This is a genomic window from Actinacidiphila sp. bgisy167 (genome assembly GCF_057707665.1).
Genome location: NZ_JBYIQP010000063.1, coordinates 1 through 19587, shown reverse-complemented (window position 1 = coordinate 19587; position 19587 = coordinate 1). Strand labels below are relative to the sequence as shown.

Annotated in this window: 15 protein-coding genes and 1 pseudogene; 8 read left to right on the top strand and 8 right to left on the bottom strand. The window is 69.9% G+C overall.

Features of this window, described 5'->3' with window-relative positions; all coding sequences use genetic code 11:
• Positions 1 to 6 precede the first annotated feature (6 nt).
• Positions 7 to 897, bottom strand: a complete 891-nt coding sequence (locus AC3ET4_RS22160; protein WP_431952065.1) for a hypothetical protein — start codon at positions 895 to 897, stop codon at positions 7 to 9.
• 291 nt (positions 898 to 1188) lie between these two features.
• Between AC3ET4_RS22160 and AC3ET4_RS22155 the strand changes: the two genes are divergently transcribed.
• From AC3ET4_RS22155 to AC3ET4_RS22145, 3 genes are all read left to right on the top strand, one after another.
• A complete protein-coding gene (locus AC3ET4_RS22155; RefSeq protein WP_431952063.1) occupies positions 1189 to 2463 on the top strand; it encodes an alanine racemase in 1275 nt (424 codons plus the stop codon).
• Positions 2464 to 2631: 168 nt separating this feature from the next.
• Positions 2632 to 3843 (top strand): pyridoxal phosphate-dependent aminotransferase, encoded by a 1212-nt coding sequence (locus AC3ET4_RS22150; RefSeq protein ID WP_431952061.1) that lies wholly within the window; start codon positions 2632 to 2634, stop codon positions 3841 to 3843.
• A gap of 96 nt (positions 3844 to 3939) precedes the next feature.
• Complete coding sequence (locus AC3ET4_RS22145) at positions 3940 to 4341, top strand: SCO4983 family protein (protein ID WP_431952059.1); 402 nt, start codon at positions 3940 to 3942, stop codon at positions 4339 to 4341.
• A 377-nt stretch (positions 4342 to 4718) separates the two neighbouring features.
• Here the strand turns inward: AC3ET4_RS22145 and AC3ET4_RS22140 are convergent, their stop codons facing one another.
• Complete coding sequence (locus AC3ET4_RS22140; protein ID WP_431952057.1) at positions 4719 to 5111, bottom strand: winged helix-turn-helix transcriptional regulator; 393 nt, start codon at positions 5109 to 5111, stop codon at positions 4719 to 4721.
• Between the two features lie 150 nt (positions 5112 to 5261).
• Between AC3ET4_RS22140 and AC3ET4_RS22135 the strand changes: the two genes are divergently transcribed.
• The gene (locus AC3ET4_RS22135; protein WP_431952055.1) at positions 5262 to 6107 is read left to right on the top strand and encodes an NAD(P)H-binding protein; all 846 of its coding nucleotides are present in this window, start codon (positions 5262 to 5264) and stop codon (positions 6105 to 6107) included.
• 70 nt (positions 6108 to 6177) lie between these two features.
• On the opposite strand, the gene AC3ET4_RS22130 is transcribed toward AC3ET4_RS22135, so the two are convergent.
• The gene (locus AC3ET4_RS22130; protein ID WP_431952053.1) at positions 6178 to 7989 is read right to left on the bottom strand and encodes a phosphoenolpyruvate carboxykinase (GTP); all 1812 of its coding nucleotides are present in this window, start codon (positions 7987 to 7989) and stop codon (positions 6178 to 6180) included.
• 253 nt (positions 7990 to 8242) lie between these two features.
• On the opposite strand from AC3ET4_RS22130, the gene trhA reads away from it, so the two are divergent.
• Entirely contained in the window at positions 8243 to 8944 is a 702-nt protein-coding gene (gene trhA / locus AC3ET4_RS22125; protein ID WP_431952051.1) for a PAQR family membrane homeostasis protein TrhA, read from the top strand.
• A 137-nt stretch (positions 8945 to 9081) separates the two neighbouring features.
• On the opposite strand, the gene AC3ET4_RS22120 is transcribed toward trhA, so the two are convergent.
• Positions 9082 to 11112: a thioredoxin domain-containing protein gene (locus tag AC3ET4_RS22120; protein WP_431952049.1), complete on the bottom strand. Its 2031-nt coding sequence runs from the start codon at positions 11110 to 11112 to the stop codon at positions 9082 to 9084.
• Positions 11113 to 11368: 256 nt separating this feature from the next.
• On the opposite strand from AC3ET4_RS22120, the gene AC3ET4_RS22115 reads away from it, so the two are divergent.
• The 3 genes and pseudogenes from AC3ET4_RS22115 (at position 11369) to AC3ET4_RS22105 (ending at position 12762) form a co-directional block, all read left to right on the top strand.
• On the top strand, positions 11369 to 11644 hold the full coding sequence (locus AC3ET4_RS22115; RefSeq protein ID WP_431952047.1) for a ribbon-helix-helix domain-containing protein: 276 nt from the start codon (positions 11369 to 11371) through the stop codon (positions 11642 to 11644).
• A pseudogene (locus AC3ET4_RS22110) lies at positions 11641 to 12044 on the top strand (type II toxin-antitoxin system VapC family toxin). Before AC3ET4_RS22115 ends, AC3ET4_RS22110 begins: the two are co-directional and overlap by 4 nt.
• 151 nt (positions 12045 to 12195) lie before the next feature.
• Positions 12196 to 12762: a Uma2 family endonuclease gene (locus AC3ET4_RS22105; RefSeq protein WP_431952045.1), complete on the top strand. Its 567-nt coding sequence runs from the start codon at positions 12196 to 12198 to the stop codon at positions 12760 to 12762.
• A 228-nt stretch (positions 12763 to 12990) separates the two neighbouring features.
• Here the strand turns inward: AC3ET4_RS22105 and AC3ET4_RS22100 are convergent, their stop codons facing one another.
• The 4 genes from AC3ET4_RS22100 to AC3ET4_RS22085 are packed head-to-tail and all read right to left on the bottom strand — an operon-like array spanning position 12991 to position 18767.
• Positions 12991 to 14670 (bottom strand): ABC transporter family substrate-binding protein, encoded by a 1680-nt coding sequence (locus tag AC3ET4_RS22100; RefSeq protein WP_431952043.1) that lies wholly within the window; start codon positions 14668 to 14670, stop codon positions 12991 to 12993.
• Between the two features lie 38 nt (positions 14671 to 14708).
• Entirely contained in the window at positions 14709 to 16838 is a 2130-nt protein-coding gene (locus AC3ET4_RS22095) for an ABC transporter ATP-binding protein (protein WP_431952041.1), read from the bottom strand.
• Positions 16835 to 17785 (bottom strand): ABC transporter permease, encoded by a 951-nt coding sequence (locus AC3ET4_RS22090; protein ID WP_431952039.1) that lies wholly within the window; start codon positions 17783 to 17785, stop codon positions 16835 to 16837. Before AC3ET4_RS22090 ends, AC3ET4_RS22095 begins: the two co-directional genes overlap by 4 nt.
• Position 17786: 1 nt before the next feature.
• A complete protein-coding gene (locus AC3ET4_RS22085) occupies positions 17787 to 18767 on the bottom strand; it encodes an ABC transporter permease (RefSeq protein WP_431952037.1) in 981 nt (326 codons plus the stop codon).
• Positions 18768 to 19587: the final 820 nt, after the last annotated feature.

Sequence of the window (19587 nt, the reverse complement as noted above, 5' to 3'; positions counted from 1 at the left end):
GGGGCCCTATCGCTCAAGTTCCGGGGGCTGGTGGGGGGACACCTGCGGGGCGGGCGACGCCCCGGGCGGTGCGGGCGCGCGGGGACCGGAGTGCACCACCTGGCGCGGGCGCTCGGGGGGCGGGACGCGCTGCCGCCCGTCCAGGGCGGCCGAGCAGAACAGGCAGCGGTCGCCGATGACCGCCAGGCCGCACCAGCCGCAGGTGTCCCGGCGGACGGAGGTGACCAGTTGGTACAGCACGCCGACGTCGGCGATGTAGGCGGTGAACTCGACCAGCCGACCGGTGCCCCACCAGCGCGCGGAGTCCGCCGGCAGCGGCACCTCGCGCACCTGCTGGCTCCGCCACGCGCGGGCCAGCGGCCCGGTGACCCAGCCGGCGTCCACGCCCTGGCCGTGCGCCACGGCGAGCTGGGTGAGGAACGCCGGCCCGGGCGGCACTGCGTCCGGCCGCGCCTCGGACAGGCGCGGTTCGGGGTGCGCGAGGACGGCGAAGTGCCGCCCGGGCACGAGGGACTTCAGGTGGGCGCCGACGGGGACGTCCACCCGGTCGAGCCGGGAGACCGAGCCGAGCAGCGCGCCGGAGTGGAGGTAGTGCGACAGCAGCCGGGCGGCGCCGGCGAGCACTCCGGGCCCGAGGTCGGTGGCGGCGAGCTGGCGCAGCTGCTCCGCCAGCAGCTGGGCGGCCAGCGGCGGCAGGTCGATCGGCACGATCGCCACCCGGTCGGCCTCCAGGGCCGCGCGCACGGTGTGGACGCGGCGGCGCAACGGGTCGGTGGGCTCCGGCGGGACGAGGAGGACGAGGTGGCCGTGGGCCTCCAGGGCCGCGGCGGTCACCGTCACGTGCCGCTCCAGAGGGAGCGCGAGGTCGTCCGCTGTGACCGCTATGACGCTCGACACGCGCGACCTCCCGGAACTCCCGCCCAGTCCCTGCCCGGAGAGCCTATCCATGCGTAGCCGAAGCAGTGCGGAAAGTCGCCGAACAGATGGTGAAGTCGGTGGTACCCACGGGACGCCGGAGTACGCCCGGTGATGCGTCCCGGGATTCGCGGGGCCCGTGGGGCCGAGGGTTCAAAGGTCGCCCGCCGCCGGTCACCGCCGTAACCGGTCATACCCGTTTGTCGGCGTTGACCCGTTCCTGACCGGGTGTTAGACAGCGGACACACGGTACGGCGCCGGGACGGAGGCGGGATGGGTCAGCTCGAGGGAATCGACCGACTGCGCCAGGAGCGGGTGGATCACCGCTTCAAGGGCCTGCCGCCCGACGCCGACGGACTGACCGTCGGCGAACTCGCCGCCCAGCGCCGCACTCTCTTCGACGGCGGCTTCACGACCCCGCTGCTCACGCTCAGCGAGCCCGCCCTGGAGCACAACCTCGCCCAACTCGCCGACTGGGCCGGCCGGAACGGTTGCGCCTTCGCGCCGCACGGCAAGACCTCGATGGCCCCGCAGCTCTTCGCCCGCCAGCTCGAGCACGGCGCGTGGGGCATCACCGCCGCCACCCCGCACCAGGTGCGGGTCTGCCGGGCGTTCGGTGTGCGGCGCGTGTTCCTCGCCAACGAGCTGGTCGACGCGGCGGCCCTGCGCTGGGTGGCCCGCGAGCTCGCCGCCGACCCGGAGTTCCGCTTCGTCTGCTACGCCGACTCCGTGCGCGGGGTGGAGCTGATGGACGCGGCCCTCGCAGGAGGCGCGGACGCCGGGGTGGACACCGTCGTGGACGTCGTCGTCGAACTCGGCGCGCGGGCCGGCCGCGCGGGCGTGCGCGGCGCCGCGGAGGCGGCGCGCGTCGCCGACGCGGTCGCCTCGGCCCGGCGCCTGCGGCTCGTCGGCGTCGCCGGATACGAGGCCGTGGCACCGGACCCTCGCGGGTGGCTCGCCGAACTGGTGGCACTGGCCCGGGACTTCGACGCGGCCGGACGCTTCGCTGGGGCCGGGGAGATCGTGGTGAGCGCGGGCGGCAGCGAGTGGTTCGACGCGGTGGCTGACGCGTTCGGCACACTCGGGGACCTCTCGCTTCCGGTGCTGAGGCTCCTGCGGTCGGGGGCGTACGTCACCCATGACGACGTCCACTACCGCGAGCGCACGCCCTTCCGCGAGCGCATCCCCGCGCAGGGCTCGCTGGAGCCCGCGCTCCGCCTCTGGGCGCGGGTGCTCTCCCGTCCCGAACCGGGCCTCGCCCTCCTCGACGCGGGCAAGCGCGACACGTCGTACGACCTCGGCCTCCCCGTCCCGCAGGTCCTGCGCCGCGCCGACGGGACCGCCGACCCGGCGACCGGGCTCACCGTCACGCGCCTCGCCGACCAGCACGCGTTCGTGGACGTCTCCCCCGGCGCGGCGGACCTGGCGGTCGGCGACTGGGTGGGGCTGGGGGTGTCGCACCCGTGCACGGTGTTCGAGCGGTGGCAGTTGATCCCCGTGGTCGGGGAGGGCGGGGTGGTCACGGACTTCGTCCGCACCTTCTTCTGAGGCTTCTCAGACCTTTCTTGGGGCCCTCGAGGCGGCAGGGGCGGTGTGCGGGTCGTCCGTGGCCGAGGGTGCGGCAGCCCCGCACCCGGTCATACAACTCCACCTTTCGGCGCATAGGTGGCCAAGAACACGAGGCGTTTCGCGTTACGTGGCCGTAAGCTCGCGCACATGCAGGTGATCCAGTCCACGAAGCTCTCCAACGTCTGCTACGACATCCGCGGCCCGGTGCTGGAAGAGGCCATGCGGCTGGAGTCGGCAGGTCACCGCATCCTGAAGCTGAACACCGGCAACCCCGCCGCCTTCGGTTTCGAGTGCCCCCCGGAGATCCTGGAGGACATGCTGCGCAGCCTCGGCGGCGCGCACGGCTACGGCGACTCCAAGGGCATCCTCCCGGCCCGGCGCGCGGTCATGCAGCACTACCAGACCCGGGGCATCGAGCTGGACGTCGAGGACATCTACCTCGGCAACGGTGTCTCCGAGCTGATCCAGATGTCGATGCAGGCGCTGCTGGACGACGGCGACGAGGTGCTGATCCCGGCGCCCGACTACCCGCTGTGGACGGCCGCCGTCTCGCTGTCGGGCGGCACCCCGGTGCACTACCGCTGCGACGAGCAGGCGGACTGGTTCCCCGACCTCGCCGACATCGAACGCAAGATCACCGACCGCACCAAGGCACTGGTGATCATCAACCCGAACAACCCGACGGGCGCGGTCTACGACGACGAGCTCCTGCGGCAGCTGACCGACATCGCCCGCCGGCACAACCTGATCGTCTGCTCGGACGAGATCTACGACAAGATCCTCTACGACGGGGTGACCCACACCCCGACGGCGGTGATCGCCCCCGACCTGCTGACGCTGACCTTCAACGGGCTGTCGAAGGCGTACCGGGTGGCCGGCTACCGCAGCGGCTGGCTGGCGGTGTGCGGCCCGAAGGAGCACGCGAGCAGCTACCTCGAGGGCCTGACGATCCTGGCGAACATGCGCCTGTGCGCGAACGTCCCCGCACAGCACGCGGTCGCCACCGCCCTCGGAGGCCGGCAGTCGATCAAGGACCTGGTGCTGCCGGGCGGCCGGCTGGCCGAGCAGCGGGACGTGGCGTACGACCTGCTGACGCAGATCCCCGGCGTCACCTGCGTGCGCCCCAAGGGCGCGCTGTACGCGTTCCCGCGGCTGGACCCGAAGGTCTACAAGGTCAAGGACGACCAGCAGATGGTGCTGGACCTGCTGCGGGCCGAGCGGATCCTGGTCGTGCAGGGCACCGGCTTCAACTGGCCGGAACCGGATCACTTCCGCCTGGTCACCCTGCCCGTGAAGGAGGATCTGGCGGACGCCGTGGGCCGGATCGCCCGCTTCCTGGACGGCTACAGCCAGCCGTGACCCCGGGGGGCGGCCAGGCCCCGGCTGCGGAGGGGCTCCCTTTTTAGACTGAGTCCAAGGTAGGATGTACTCCTGTTTTCAGGAGGAGTGCATCCCATGTACGAGCCGATCCGCACCAAATCGGTCCATACGGCGGCGGCCCCCACCCTTCCGCGACGCAGCCGTGACGAGGAGCTGGACCTGCAGCTCGCCGGACATCTCGCGGCCCTGCTGACCGTCACCGACGAACTGCGGGCACTGGAGCCCAGCGGGGAGCTCGACCAGGCCGCCGAGCAGCTCGCGGAGACCGTGGCGGGTCTGCACCGCGGACGGCCGCCGCTGCGGCTCTCCCCGGCCCCGGCCGGACGAAGGCGCGCGGAGCCGGCCCGCGTGACGGCGCTGCACCGCAGGGCGCGCGCGCTGGCGGGCCGGGCCCTGGTGGTCGCCGAGGCGCGCCAGAACGCGGAGGCCGTGGCGCTCGCGGAGCGCCTCATCGCGGTCCACACCGCGGCCGCCTGAGGTCTCCGCGACCGTGCCGGTCGCGGCCACTCGCCGGTGGCGGCGACCAGCACGGCGGCTCCGCGGCGGACGACGTTCGTCGTACCCGGTCGGCGACGGCTCGGTGGCACTCGAGCCGGCCGATGCGCACTCGACACGTGCCGCCGCCCCGCAGTCGTCCGTGTCGGACGGGGGTGGTCGCCGCCGCGCGATCCAAAGGCGGTCCCGGACCCGCGGCGGCTCGCGGAGGACATGCCCCAGGGCCCCGACCCGCTCCACCTCGCCGAGGTCTCCGCACGCGGCCGAGGTCTCCGCACGCGCCGAGAAGACGGCCACGCGCTTCGCGGACTCGGCACGCGCGCTGCCGGCGCAACCAAGGATCGGGCTTCCGCGGAGCGCTACCGGCTCGAATCGGCGTCGTAGTCGTGTCGGGCCCGCTCGACCTCGCCCAGGTGGCCGGCAGCCCATTCGGCGAGGTGCGCGAAGAGCGGAGCGAGACTGCGGCCGAGTTCGCTGATCTCGTACTCGACCCGAGGGGGGACCTCCGGGTGGTACGTACGCACGATCAGGCCGTCGCGTTCCAGCTGCCTCAGCCGCTGGGTCAGCACCTTCGGCGTGATCCTGGCGATGCGTCGTTCCAGCTCGACGAACCGTTGCCGGCCATGGGCGTTGAGGGTCCACAGGATCGGCGTGGTCCACCGGCTGAACACGATGTCCACGACCGGACTGATCGGGCAGGCGAGCTCCGGGTCGGTCGCGGTGGGCGCCGTCCAGCTCACATCACCGGCCATGCTTCCCCGTTCGGGATAGTCACTTTCCTGTAGGTACCTACTATACCGACGGTGTTAGCGTCCCCTGCGTCGCCAGAAGAGCAGTTTTCCGAAGGGTTCTCGCCCGCTCGGGGCACCGACAACCACGTTGACACAGCAGGGGAGTTACTCATGATCGTAGTGACAGGAGCGACCGGCAACGTCGGCCGATCACTCGTGCAGGCCCTCGCGGCGGCCGGTGAACAGATCATCGCGACCTCCCGGGGAATCTCCGACGCGGACCTGCCGGACGGCGTCCGGCACCAGCGGGCGGATCTGACCGACCCGGAGAGCCTTCGACCCGTGTTCGACGGCGCCGACGCGCTGTTCCTGCAAAGTGCGGGCGCTGGCGCGCACCTCATGAACCCCCAGCACGTCCTCGATGTCGCCAAAGCCGGCGGGATGGAACGGGTCGTGCTGCTGTCCTCCCAGGGAGTCGCGACCCGGCCGCAGTCGGCCTCTCACGGGGCCGTGGGACGGTCGCTCGAGGACGCCGTCCGGCAGTCGGGCATGGACTGGACGATCCTGCGGCCCGGCGGCTTCGACTCCAACGCGTACATGTGGGCCGAGTCGGTCCGTTCCCAGCGGACGATCGCCGCGCCGTTCGGTGACGTCGGCCTGCCGGCGATCGACCCGGCTGACATCGCCGAGGTCGCCGCCGCGACGTTGCGCGAGGACGGCCACGTCGGGCACATCTACGAGTTGACCGGGCCCGCCCTCACCACGCCCCGGCAGCGAGCCGAGGCCATCGGCGACGCGCTTGGCGAACCCGTCCGGTTCGTCGAGCAGACCCGCGACGAGGCCCGCGCGCAGATGCTGCGGTTCATGCCCGAGCCCGTGGTCGAGACCACGTTGGCCATCCTCGGCGAGCCCACGCCCGCCGAGCAGCGCATCAGCCCCGATGTCGCGCAGGTCCTCGGCCGCGAACCCCGCACCTTCGCCGACTGGGCTCAGCGTCACATCGCCGCCTTCCGATAGGAGGCCGCCCGGCCTCAGGGCCCCGGTCCCGGCCGAGGCCCGGGACCGGGGCCCTCCCGCAGCCGCGCGGCTACCCCAGGCGGTCGACCAGGGCCTGGTACTCGTCCCACAGCTCCTTCGGCGCGTGGTCGCCGAAGGTCTCCAGGTGGGACGGGATGAGGGAGGCCTCGTGCCGCCAGGTCTCCACGTCGACCGAGAGCAGCAGGTCGAGGTCCTTCCGGGAGATGTCCAGACCCGCCGTGTCGAGGGAGCCTTCGGCCGGCAGCACGCCGATCGGTGTCCGGACGCCCTCGGCCTCGCCGCGCAGCCGCTCGACGATCCACTTGAGCACACGGCTGTTCTCACCGAAGCCCGGCCACACGAACCGGCCGTCCGCGTCCTTGCGGAACCAGTTCACGTAGTAGATCCTCGGCAGCTTGGCCGGGTCGTGCCGCCTGCCGAGCTCGAGCCAGTGGCCGAAGTAGTCGCCCATGTTGTAACCGCAGAAGGGCAGCATCGCGAAGGGGTCGCGGCGCAGCTCGCCGACCTTGCCCTCGGCGGCGGCGGTCTTCTCGGAGGCGACGTTCGCGCCGAGGAAGACGCCGTGCTGCCAGTCGAAGGACTCGGTCACCAGCGGCACCGCCGAGGCGCGGCGGCCGCCGAAGAGGATGGCCGAGACCGGCACGCCCTTGGGGTCCTCCCACTCCGGCGCGATCGTCGGGCACTGCGCGGCGGGCACGGTGAACCGGGCGTTGGGGTGGGCGGCGGGGGTCTGGGACTCCGGCGTCCAGGAGTCGCCCTTCCAGTCCGTGAGGTGGGCCGGGGGCTCTTCCGTCATGCCCTCCCACCAGACGTCGTTGTCGTCGGTGAGCGCGACGTTGGTGAAGACCGAGTTGCCCCACAGGGTCTTCATGGCGTTGGCGTTGGTGTGCTCGCCGGTGCCCGGCGCGACGCCGAAGAAACCCGCCTCGGGGTTGATCGCGTAGAGGCGGCCGTCCTCGCCGAAGCGCATCCATGCGATGTCGTCGCCGATGGTCTCCACCGTCCAGCCGGGGACGGTCGGCTCCAGCATGGCGAGGTTGGTCTTGCCGCAGGCGCTGGGGAAGGCGGCGGCGACGTACACGGCCTCGCCGCGCGGCGGGGTGAGCTTGAGCACCAGCATGTGCTCGGCCAGCCAGCCCCCGTCACGGGCCATGACCGAGGCTATGCGCAGCGCGTAGCACTTCTTGCCGAGCAGCGCGTTGCCGCCGTAGCCGGAGCCGTAGGACCAGATCTCACGGCTTTCGGGGAAGTGCGAGATGTACTTGGTGGAGTTGCACGGCCACGGAACGTCGTGCTGCCCGGGCTCCAGAGGGGCTCCGACGGAGTGCACGGCCCTGACGAAGAAGCCGTCCTCGCCGAGCGCGTCGAGCACGTCCTGGCCCATGCGCGTCATGGTCCGCATGGCGGTGGCGACGTACGCGGAGTCGGTGATCTCCACACCGATCGCGGACAGCTCGGAGCCGAGCGGGCCCATGCAGAACGGGACGACGTACATGGTGCGGCCGCGCATGGCGCCGCGGAAGAGTCCCCTCTCGCCGCTGAAGATCTCCCGCATCTCGGCGGGGTCCTTCCAGTGATTGGTCGGGCCGGCGTCCTGCTCCCGCTCGGAGCAGATGAAGGTGCGGTCCTCGACACGAGCGACGTCGGTCGGGTCGGAGGCGGCGTAGTACGAGTGGGGGCGCTTGATCGGATCGAGCTTCCGGAAAGTGCCCTTGGAGACGAGCTCGTCCGCGAGGCGCTGGTACTCCTCCTCGGAGCCGTCGCACCACACGATCTCGTCCGGCTGGGTCAGCTCGGCGATCTCGCCGACCCATGCGATGAGGTCCTGGTGGTTGGTGGGAGCCGCTTTGACGCGCGCCACGATCGCTCCGTTCCGCCCGGTGTGCACTCACCTGGCGTCAGATTGTGAGGGTGTTGTTCTCGGCCCCTTGGGGGCTGCGACCCGGATGCTGTCGTGGGGTGCTCATCCGGTGCCGTCCGCACTCATATGAGTATCGGGACAGGAAACGCGATCTGTCCAGGGCACGCGAGGCGAGCGCCACCACTCCCGGCGCCCGGCGACACCCCCCTACTACGGATCGGTAACCTACGCAACCGTAGCTAGCATTGATTTCATGAGCTCCGTGGACGAGACTCCCGTTGTGCCCGCCGCCCTTGAAGAACTCGCATCCGCCGCCGCCCCCTTGAAGCCCAAGCTGAGGGGGTGGCTCCACGCCGGGATGTTCCCGGCCGTCCTCGTCGCGGGGGTCGTGCTGACCGCCTTCGCGGAGAGCACCCGCGGGCGGATCGCCTGCGCGGTGTTCACGCTCACCGCCTGCGCCCTCTTCGGCGTGAGCGCGCTCTACCACCGCGGCGACTGGGGCCCCCGGGCCTCGGCGGTGCTGCGCCGGCTGGACCACGCGAACATCTTCCTGATCATCGCGGGGACCTACACGCCCTTCACGCTCCTGCTGCTGCCGGACGGCAAGCAGGAGATCCTGCTCTGGCTGGTCTGGGTCGGCGCGCTGGCGGGCATAGCCTTCCGCGTGCTCTGGGTCGGCGCGCCGCGCTGGCTCTACACGCCCTGCTACATCGCGCTCGGCTGGGCGGCGGTCTTCTTCCTGCCCGACTTCCTGCGGCACGGCGGCACCACCGTGCTCGTGCTGATAGTCGCCGGCGGCCTGCTGTACAGCATCGGAGCGGTGATCTACGGGACCAAGCGCCCCAACCCCTCACCGCGCTTCTTCGGCTTCCACGAGGTTTTCCACTCGTTCACGCTGGCCGCGTTCATCGCCCACTACGTCGGGATCTCCCTGGTGGCCTACAACCACTCCTGATCCTCGCCGTGCCGGCGGCCCGCGGAAGCGGCGCTCACCGGATTTGACGGTCGCTGTGGCCCGCGGGCACGCCGCCGGTAGCGGGCACCCCCGCCCCGGCGGCGTCGCGCGCACCCTGTGCCAGGCGCCGCCGGTCGTCAGCGGGCGCCCAGTTGCTCCGCCAGGACCTGCGGGTCGGCGGTCGGCGCCGCGCACACGAAATGGCGGCAGACGTAGGCCGCCGGCCGGCCGTCGAGCAGCGGTCGGCCGTCGAGCAGGGCGTACTCCTCGGCGCTCGGCTCCCCCACGGCGACGACCGCGCCCGGGGCGGTGCCCAGCAGCGCCGTGCGGTGCAGCGCCGCCCTGGCGGCGTCGCCCGCCGGGCCGACCACGGCGACCTCGCGGGGGCCGTCGAGCGCGGCCTCCGCGACGGCCAGCCCCCAGCCGATGAACCGCGGCACCCGGCCGCCGAGGGCGCCCACCACCCCCAGTGCCCGCTCGGCGGCCTCGCGGTGGCGCGACGAACCGGTGTAGGCGGCGTACGACAGCAGCGCACCGGCCGCGGCCGTCCAGCCCGAGGGGGCGGCGTTGTCGGTCGGGTCCTGCGGCCGGCGGATCAGCGTCTCGGCGTCGTCGGCCGTGTCGTAGAGCGCGCCGTCCTCGCCCGTGAAGTGCCGCAGCACGGAATCGAGCAAGAGCCCCGCGAGGTCCAGCCACACGCCCTCGCCGGTGACCGCGCCGAGCGCGAGGAAGCCCTCCGCGACGTCGGCGTAGTCCTCCAGGACACCGGAGTTGCCGCCCGCGACGCCGTCCCGCGAGGTCCGGGCGAGCCGGCCGTGCTCGTCCATGTGGACCCGCACCAGCAGATCCGCGGCCTCGACGGCGGCCGCGACGAGATCCGGGCGCTCGAAGTACGCCCCGGTCTCGGCCAGCGCGGCGACGGCCAGCCCGTTCCAGGCGGCGACGACCTTGTCGTCGCGGCCGGGGCGGGGCCGTCCCTCCCGGGCGGAGAACAGCCGCGCCCGCACCGAGGCGATCCGCTCGGCGTCCGCGAGGCCGCCGTCCGAGGGGAGCTGGAGCACCGACGCGCCCTCCTCGAAGGTGCCGTCCGCCGTCACCCCGAAGTACTCGGCGGCCAGCGCCGCGTCCTCCTTGCCGAGGACCTCCTCCAGCTCCGCCGGCGTCCAGACGTAGAAGGCGCCCTCGCCGTGGCCGCCGCCCGGGCGGTCGCTGTCGGCGTCGAGCGCGGAGGCGAAGCCCCCCTCGTGGGTGCGCAGTTCACGGACGATGAAGTCCGCGGTCTCCAGGGCGACCCGGCGGGCCAGGTCGGAGCCGGTGGCGCGCCACAGGTGGGCGTAGACCCGGCAGAGCAGGGCGTTGTCGTAGAGCATCTTCTCGAAGTGGGGCACGACCCACTCGCGGTCCACGGAGTAGCGCGCGAAGCCGCCGCCGAGCTGGTCGTAGATGCCGCCGCGGGCCATCGCCTCACAGGTGTCCCGCACCATCTCCAGCGCGCCCTCGGAACCGGTGCGGGCGTGGTGCCGCAGCAGGAACTCCAGGACCATCGACGGCGGGAACTTCGGCGCCCCGCCGAACCCGCCGTACGCGGGGTCGTAGTCCCGGGTGAGTCCCAGCAGCGCCGCCGCGAGCTGCTCCTTCCCGGGGGCGGCCGTCCCGCCGAGCGCCAGCGAACGTCCGGCCAGGTCCTTGACGATGCTCGCCGCGACGGCCCCGACCTCGTCGCGCCGCTCGCGCCAGGCCGCCTCGACGCCTTCCAGCACCTGCCGGAAGGAGGGCATGCCGTGCCGCGGGGCAGGCGGGAAGTAGGTGCCGAAGTAGAAGGGCTCCCCCTGCGGGGTCAGGAAGACCGTCATGGGCCAGCCGCCCTGCCCCGTCGCGGCCTGCACGGCCTCCATGTAGACGGCGTCGACGTCGGGGCGTTCCTCGCGGTCGACCTTCACCGCCACGAAGTGCTCGTTGAGGTACGCGGCGGTCGCCTCGTCCTCGAAGGACTCCCCGGCCATGACATGGCACCAGTGACAACTGGAATACCCCACGCTGAGCAGCACTGGCACCCCGCGCCGCCGCGCTTCGTCGAAGGCTTCGTCGCTCCAGGGCCACCAGTCGACCGGATTGTCGGCGTGCTGGAGCAGGTACGGCGAGGTCGCATCGGCGAGACGGTTCGGCATAAGCCCATCCTTGCCCATCCCGACGCCGGGTGCAGCAGCCTGCACACCTGTCGGCGGCTGAGCAGACACCGGCGCTGTACCCCGTTCACCGTCGGCTGCAGCCGATCTCGCCGGGAGCTCCCCTACCCGGGTGGAGTCGATGGGCGGCCCCGTGGTGGCCCTTCCTGTCTCCTCGTCGCCGTCGTGGCGCGGCGCGCCGAAGCCCGACTGCGCACTTCGGCCGCAGCTGTAATAGTCATCGTCGTACTCTGGCTGAATGAAGACGAACCGCGCCGGGACGACCGAGAACATCTCCGTGTCCATGCCTTCGGAACTGGTCGGCGCCCTGCGTGAGCGCGCCGGCCGACGCGGTGTGTCCGCCTATATCGCCGAGGCGGTCCGGCACCAGCTCGCGATGGACGGGCTGGCCGAGATCGTCGCCGCACACGAGGCTGAGCACGGCGCCCTGACCGAGCAGGAGATCGAGGCCGCACACCGTGAACTGTTCGGTGACGAACCGCAGTCCGGCGGAGCCGGACGGGACGCCGCATGAAGGAGCCGCCTGCTCGATCGCTGGTCCTCGGCTCTCAGGCGCTGTCCCTGCTACTGCGCAATGACCGGCAGATGGTGGCTCGTACCGAGGCTGCCCGCCGGGCCGGGGTTCGGGTGCTCCTCTCCGCCCTGACCGTGGTCGAGGCCGTCCACGGCAAGACAGACGTCACTCGGCTGAACTGGGTCCTCTCCCGCCTCCAGGTGGAGCCGGTCAGTCAGGCCGACTCCATGACGGCAGTGCGCCTGCTGCTGGACGCAGGTGGCCTCCACGGGCACAGATACGCGATCGATGCTCTTGTCGCCGCGATGGCCCTGCACCCGGCCCCGTCCTCGTTCTCACCTGCGACCGCGACGACTGGTCGAAGCTCTGCGGGAGCCGCGTCGGCATCGTGGACGTGTGAAGCAGGACAGGACTCATGCGTTCACGAGTTCACTGGCACCAATGACACGAGGAGTAGCCGACCGACAGCAGGACGGGTGCCGGCCCCGTCGGAACATTAGGCTGGGCGCAGCAGTTCCGGACCTGCCGAGGCTCCTCGAAGGAGGTACACCGTGACCGCCGGAATGGTGGCACCCGCGTGGATGCATACGCAGATCAGTGCGGAACAGTACGACTCCTGGTCCGAGGAGCAGTGCGAAGGCATCGAGATCGTGGACGGGATGGTCGTCGTGAGCCCGAGCGCCTCCAAGCGCCACAACCGGCTGGCCCGCATCCTGGCCAACGCCCTGGACGCCGCCGCGGGCCCGGACTGGAACGCAGACACGGACTTCGACGTCCGCCTGCAGGACGTTCCGCTCAGCAACCGCCGTCCGGACGTCATCGTCTACCGGGCGGAAACCATCGACCTCACGCCTACCCGTCCGGAGCACGTACTTCTGGTCGTCGAGGTGGTGTCGCCCGGCTCGGAGACCACGGACCGGATCGTGAAGGTGGACCAGTACGCCAAGGCGGGCATCCCCTTCTACTGGCGGGTTGAACAGGCCGCCACAGGGGTCCCGATCATCTACACGTACGTTCTCGACCCCGCCACCAAGGCATACAGGGACGGCGAAATGTTCACCGGCGCGGTGAAGGCCACCGCCCCATTCACCGTCACGGTCGACCTTGGGGCCCTGTGAGCAACGAGGAATCGCCCGCGCCCTCGGCACCTCCGACGTCCGTGGCCGAAACCAGTAGCCCTCGACGTCGCATTCCACAGGTCAGACTCCGACACGCCCCGCCCCGTGAGCCCGGTCGTTGCCCCAACAGACGGTTGCCGTCCGCCGCCAAGGCGGCGGCCGCAACGCGCCGGGCTCCGCCGCAGCGGCGCTGCGGCGGAGCCCGGCATGGCGACTACCTACTTCGTCTTACTTCTTCTCCCAGCCGATCAGCTCGGGCGGGCCCATGGAGCCGTAGTTGCCGTAGAACTGGGCCGCTCCGTAGTTGGCGAGACCCTTCTTGACGGCCAGGATGCTGGGGCCGTTGAGGAGCGGCATGATGCCGTAGGTCTCCATCATCTTCTGCTCGACCTTGTTGCCGGCAGCGATCTGCTCGTCCAGGGTCGGCAGCTTGGTGACGGCCTTGACCTCCTCGTCCAGGCTCTTCGGCGCCGAGCGGGAGACGTTGAGGGTGGAGTCGGAGCAGTACATCTGGCAGATGTAGAGCATGCCGTTCGGGTCGCTCGAGATGAAGCCCATCCCGAAGATGTCGAAGGCGCGGGTGGTGAACACCTTGTCGAAGTCGGCGGAGGGGTGCGCCTCGATGTTCAGCTTGACGCCGATGTTCTTCAGCATCTGGGCCATGGCAGTGGCACGGGCCTTGACGGTGGCACTGTCACCGATGGTGGGGAGGGTCAGCTCCAGCTTGTCGCCGCCCTTGGCACGCACACCGTCCGCGCCGACCTTCCAGCCCGCGTCGTCCAGCTGCTTCTTCGCTCCCTCGGCGTCGAACTTCACGGCCTTGCCGAAGTTGTCCTGGTACCCCTTCTGGAAGGGGAAGAGGAGGAAGGACCCGGGCAGGGGCTCGGTGTAGCCGAGTCCCTGGAACGTGATCTTCGCGAGCTGCGAACGGTCGATGGCCTCCATCACGGCCTTGCGCACCACCACGTCCTTCAGCTGCGGCGCGGTGGCGTTGAAGACCAGGAGGCTGTTGGAGGTGGTCGTGCCGCGGCGAAGCTCGGTGCCCGCCACCGACTTCACCTGGTTGAGCTCCTCGGCGTTACCAGCCGCCACCGCGTCGATCTGGCCGTTCTTGAAGGCGTTGAGGCTGGCGCTGACCTCCATCTGCACGAACGTGAACTCGTCCAGATGCGCCTTTTCACCCCACCACTTGGGGTTGGGCTTGTAGGTGACCGTGCCGCCCTTGGCGTCGAACTTGGAGATGGTGTAAGGGCCGGCGCCCCACTCCGGGTGGGGCTTGCCCACGTAGGCCTTGTTGAAGGCGTCGGCCTTGGCGATGTGCGGGTTGACCAGCGTGGAGAAGAGGGACTTCCAGTACACGAAGGGGCCGTCGTAGGTGACGATCGCCTCCTTGGCGTCCTTGCCCTTCGCGACCGAGGCGATGCTGGAGTAGCCGTCGGTGGAGCCGACGACGTAGTCCTTGTTCTTCCCGTTGAGCGCGTTCCAGGTGTCCCGGAACGCCGTCCAGTCGATGTCCTGGCCGTCGTTCCACTTGGCCTGCGGGTTGATGTCGTAGGTGACCTGGGTCTTGCCGTCCACCGTCGCCTGCTTGACGTCGGCGAGGTAGTCCTTGTTGAAGGTGACGTTGCCCTTCGGGTCGTTGAAGGACAGCTGCGGCTGGTAGAACCAGGCGATCTTCGACGTGTACAGCGACCCGTCGCCGTGCAGGGGGTTGAGCTGGTCGGGAATCGACACGATGGGCAGCGTCATCTTGCCGCCCTGCTGCAGGTTGCTCGCGGGCTGCGGGTTGTACGAGGTCAGCACCTCGCCCGCGGAGGTGGCGCCCTTGGTCTTCTCCTTCGGCTCGCTTTCGGTGCTCCCGCTCGTGCACCCGGAGAGGACGAGGGAAGCGGTGGCGGCAAGCGCCAATCCGCCTAGAACTATTCTTCTCATGACAGCCTTTCAGCTTAGTTGGAGGCAGGGATGGTCGTGTCCGCGAAATGGCATGCGTCGCGGTGGTCCTGGTCGCCCCTGTCGGTGAGCTGCGGAGTGACGCCGCGGCACTGCTCCTTCTGCGGCTCCGACAGCATCTGGTGGAGCGGGCACCTGGTGACGAACCGGCAACCAGGCTGATCGTCGGTCGGACTCGGAAGGTCGCCCTTGAGGAGGACTCGTTCCCGGGTCCGTTCCGCGACCGGATCGGGCAGGGGGATCGCGGAGAGGAGTGCCTTGGTGTAGGGGTGCTGCGGGTTGTCGAAGACGGCGTCGGTGGCGCCGATCTCGACGATCCGCCCCAGGTACATCACCGCGACGCGGTCGGAGATGTGGCTCACCACCGACAGGTCGTGGGCGACGAACAGGTAGGACAGTCCCAGCTCGGCCTTGAGGTCGTTGAGCAGGTTGATGACTCCGGCCTGCACCGAGACGTCGAGGGCCGAGACCGGCTCGTCGAGAACGAGCAGCTTCGGCTTCGTGGCGAGCGCCCGGGCGATGCCGATGCGCTGCCGCTGCCCGCCGGAGAAGGCCGCGGGAAAGCGGTCGCGGTGCTCGGGGTCGAGCCCCACGAGTTCCATGAGCTCCGCCACCTGGGTGGAGAGCGCCTTGCTGTCGCGGTCACCGACCGCGCGGAGGGGTTCCGCGAGAATGTCGAAGACCGTCATGCGGGGGTCCAGTGCCCCCATGGGGTCCTGGAACACCATCTGGATGTCGCGACGTACGGAGCTGACGTCCTGCTTTCGCTTCAGGTCCGCCGTGTTCTGGCCGCAGACGGAGATGCTGCCCTGCTCGGGCGGCTTCAGACCCATGATCTCCAGCAGCGTGGTGGTCTTGCCGCACCCCGACTCGCCGACGAGTCCGAGCGTCTCGCCCTGGCGGATGTCCAGGTCGATGCCGTTGACGGCGAAGACGGAGCCCACCCTGCGCTTGAGCATGGCGCCCTTGGTGAGCGGGAAGGTCTTGGTGACGTTCGAGAGTTCCAGGACCTTCGGCCGGTCCTCACGGGGGACGGCCGCGGCCCGGTTCTCCTTGAGGGCCGGGACGGGGTAGATCGGCTCGCCGCCGATGGCGCCGTCGGTGATCTCCGCGGCGCGCCGGCAGGCAGCCATGTGCTGCCCCTCGCCGCCGTCGCCCTGGGCGATCGCCAGCAGGGGGGGTTCGGCCTCACGGCAGGCGTCCTGCACGACCGGACAACGCGCCGCGAAGGGACAGGCGTCGGGAAGGTCCACCAGGAGCGGCGGAGTCCCCGGGACCGGGGTCAGGGCGCCCCTCTCGCGGTCGTCCAGGCGGGGAATCGCACCCATCAAACCGATGGTGTACGGCATGCGCGGTCGCGCGAAGAGTTCGTCCACCCCGGCGCGTTCGACCGGCCGGCCGGCGTACATCACCATGACGTCGTCGGCCGAGCCGGCCACCACCCCGAGGTCGTGGGTGATCATGATGACCGCGGCCCCGGTCTCGCGCTGGGCGGTCTTGAGGACATCGAGGATCTGCGCCTGCACGGTGACGTCGAGAGCGGTCGTCGGCTCGTCGGCGATGATCAGGTCAGGGTCGTTCGCGATCGCTATGGCGATGACGGCCCGCTGCCGCATCCCGCCCGAGAACTCGTGCGGGAACGCCTTGGCGCGGCGGTCGGGGTTGGGGATGCCGACCAGGTCCAGCAGTTCGACGGCCCGTTTCCAGGCGGCCGCGGACGAGATGTCCTGGTGGATCTGGAGGGCCTCGACGATCTGGGATCCGATGCTGAAGATCGGAGTGAGCGACGAGAGCGGGTCCTGGAAGATCATGCCGATCTGCTGACCGCGCACCTTCGACATCTGCCGGTCGTCGAGATCGAGGAGGTTCTGCCCGCCGAGCGTGATCTCGCCCGTGACCGCAGCGTATTCGGGCAGAAGCCCCATGACGGCCATGGACGTGACGGACTTGCCCGACCCCGATTCGCCCACGATGCCCAGGGTCTTGCCGCGGTGCAGGTCGAAGGAGACGCCGCGGACGGCCTCCACTCGGCCTGCCTCCGACGGGAAGGCCACCTTGAGGTCCCGCACCGACAGCAGAGGCTGCTGGGTGTCGGGCGTGGTCGTGACAGCGCGCTGCTCGATCATGCGCGGCCTCCAGACTGCGAGGTGGGGTCGAGGGCGTCGCGCAGGCCGTCGCCGATCAGCGCCATCGCCACGGTGAGCAGCACCACCATGCTTGCGGGCAGGTAGAACAGCCAGGGAGCGGTGGACAGTGTGTTCTGCCCGTCGGCGAGCATGGAACCCAGCGACACGTCGGGCTGCTTCACGCCGAAACCGATGAAGGAGAGCGCCGTCTCGGACTGCACGGTCGAGGCGACACCGAGAGTGAACGTCACGATGAGCAGGGACCCGATGTTCGGTACCAGGTGGCGGACGATGGTGCGCATCGGGCTGACGCCCATGAAGCGGGCCGCCAGCACGTACTCGCGCTCCCGCAGGGAGGTGGCCAGGGACCAGATCACCCGAGCGGTGAGCATCCAGCCGAAGAGCGTGAGGACCACGACCAGGACCTGCCACTCACCGCGGTAGTGCGTACCGACCAGGGCGATGATGAGGAACGAGGGCAGGATGAGCAGGAAGTGCACGAAGCCGAGCATCGCCCGCTCGACCTTGCCGCCGAAGTAGGCGGCGGTGGTGCCGAAGAGCCCGGCTATCGCGGTGGTCAGCAGGGACACCGTCACGGCGATGATCAGCGACCTGCCGAGGCCGTGCACGAGCTGGGCGTAGACGTCGTTGCCCGCGCCGTTGGTGCCCAGCAGGTGGCCGCCGACCCCGGGAGGGACGGAGAGTGCGGTGAAGTCCGCCTCCACGTGGTCCCAATGGGTCAGATACGGGCCGATCACGGAGAAGAACACAAGGAGGACGAAGAGGACCAGACCGCCGAGCGCCGGCTTGTTGCGCGTGAAGCGCCGCATGTAGAGCTTGGCCGGGGAGAGGCGCTTGCCGCCGGTCTTCCCCGCTTGCGGCGTCTCGGGTTCGCCGGAGGGCACCAGTTCGGCGTCGGGTCCGACACCGGGCATGTTGATAGCCACGTCAGCTCACCCTGATCCTGGGGTCAAGAGCCACGACGACGAGGTCGGCGAGAATCGCGCCGATGGCCGTCATGAGGGCACCGAAGGCTGCGACAGCGACAACGCCGTGCACGTCGTTCGTGCTGATGGTCTTGCTGAAGTACTCACCCATCCCGTGCCAGGCGAAGACCGTTTCCGTGATCACCGCGCCGGTGAACAGCGCCGGCATCGCGAACGCGACCTGGGTGGCGACGGGAATGATCGAGGTCCGCAGCCCGTGCCGGTAGATGGCTTGCTTCCGCGTCAACCCCTTGGCCCGCGCCGTGCGGATGTAGTCGGAGTTGATGTGGTCCAGCAGCAGCGATCGCTGCAGCAGGTGGTACCCGGCGTAGGAGATGAACGTGAGCGAGATCGTGGGCAGGATCGCGTGCATCGCCCGGGACCCGAGGATCGCCCAGAACCCGCTGACCTCGGGGCTCTGCGCTCCGGCGACGGGCAGCGAGGTGCCCAGGGACTGGTTCAGCGCGATGGTCGCGAGCACGACCCCGAGGGAGGCCACCGCGGAGGGCGTGTTGAAGGAGAGCACGGAGACTCCCTGCAGCACCCGGTCGGAGGCCTTGTACTGGCGCGACGCGGTGTAGACGCCCAGCCCGACGCCGATGACGATGGACAGGATCGTCGCACCCAGGACCAACTGGCCGCTGACGAAGATCCGATAGGCGACCTGCTCGTTGACGCTGCCCCCGGTCGGCGACTGGCCCCAGTCGAAGTGAGTCACGATCTGGGTGATCCAGTGCCACCACCGATCCATGATCGGCTTGTCCGGATTGAGATTGTAGAGCGACAACGCATGGTTGATCTGGGCTGGAGTTCGAGGCGGTCGCAACGCGGTGTAGTTCGACGCAGGTTTGAGGAATGCGTTAGCGAGGAAGTACGTGAGGTTGGTCGCGATGGCGATCATCAAAAACCAGCCGACTATTTTGCGGGCGATATAACGCAGCACCGTTAGCCGGCCTTTCGTGATGTGAGGCTTATCGGCCCGCAAGTCCGATGAGTGACTGGATATGTGGTCGTTTTCACCGGGCACCGTGTCGCGAGCGCTCGGGCAGGACGTGCGGAACCTGGGGGGTCAGAAAATGACTGGCGCAAAGCTGTTCCGTTGCATGAGCCTGAGGTGTGGCGACAGAGCCGCACGGGCGGGCGAGGCGCGCGGTGAGCAGTGCGCGGGACATAAAGCAACAACCTTGCGTGTGAGTAAACGGTTTAAGGCAGCCACATGATCAGCTGTGTCGCGACAACGATTCCAACTGCACGTATGGGACGTCAAGGCTGAGCAGGTCGCAATCCGATTAAGCAAAGCCTCACATCGGTCAATCTCGACGAAACGCATCACTGTGGCGGCAGGTGTGACGACCGGTGGAGCCCTGAAAACCCCAAAAGGCACGATGCGAACCTTCGCGCTGGTTCGCCTCTTCGTGCTCCCTTTTCGACACCTTTGGGGACCGGGCTTCGGCCCAGCCGCCGCCAGGTCACGGTAGGGACCGAGCGACGGCCTGCCCGACCGCCTTCGGCCTTCCGCCGTGTGCGAGTCCTGTCCGACCGTCACGCGTCGCGCCGTGTCCTTCACTTCCTCCCTGGCGCGTACTCCCGGGGTCGCGAAGATCCTGCGTCCGCCCTGCGACGAGGCCTCCCCTTCGGAGACGGCGACGAGCCGTGACGGCCGGCGGTCGAGCTCGCCGGGTGTCCGGCCCACCGCCGCCCATCCCACGCCGGTCGAAACGCTCCGTCTTCGATGCACCGGGCGTCCCGGACCGGCGCTCGGT

Bases quoted from the DNA above. Each gene is read 5' to 3' on its own strand.
- AC3ET4_RS22155 (WP_431952063.1), top strand. From the start codon at position 1,189: ATGGGTCAGCTCGAGGGAATCGACCGACTGCGCCAGGAGCGGGTGGAT.
- AC3ET4_RS22150 (WP_431952061.1), top strand. From the start codon at position 2,632: ATGCAGGTGATCCAGTCCACGAAGCTCTCCAACGTCTGCTACGACATC.
- AC3ET4_RS22145 (WP_431952059.1), top strand. From the start codon at position 3,940: ATGTACGAGCCGATCCGCACCAAATCGGTCCATACGGCGGCGGCCCCC.
- AC3ET4_RS22140 (WP_431952057.1), bottom strand. From the start codon at position 5,111: ATGGCCGGTGATGTGAGCTGGACGGCGCCCACCGCGACCGACCCGGAG.
- AC3ET4_RS22135 (WP_431952055.1), top strand. From the start codon at position 5,262: ATGATCGTAGTGACAGGAGCGACCGGCAACGTCGGCCGATCACTCGTG.
- trhA (WP_431952051.1), top strand. From the start codon at position 8,243: ATGAGCTCCGTGGACGAGACTCCCGTTGTGCCCGCCGCCCTTGAAGAA.
- AC3ET4_RS22120 (WP_431952049.1), bottom strand. From the start codon at position 11,112: ATGCCGAACCGTCTCGCCGATGCGACCTCGCCGTACCTGCTCCAGCAC.
- AC3ET4_RS22115 (WP_431952047.1), top strand. From the start codon at position 11,369: ATGAAGACGAACCGCGCCGGGACGACCGAGAACATCTCCGTGTCCATG.
- AC3ET4_RS22095 (WP_431952041.1), bottom strand. From the start codon at position 16,838: ATGATCGAGCAGCGCGCTGTCACGACCACGCCCGACACCCAGCAGCCT.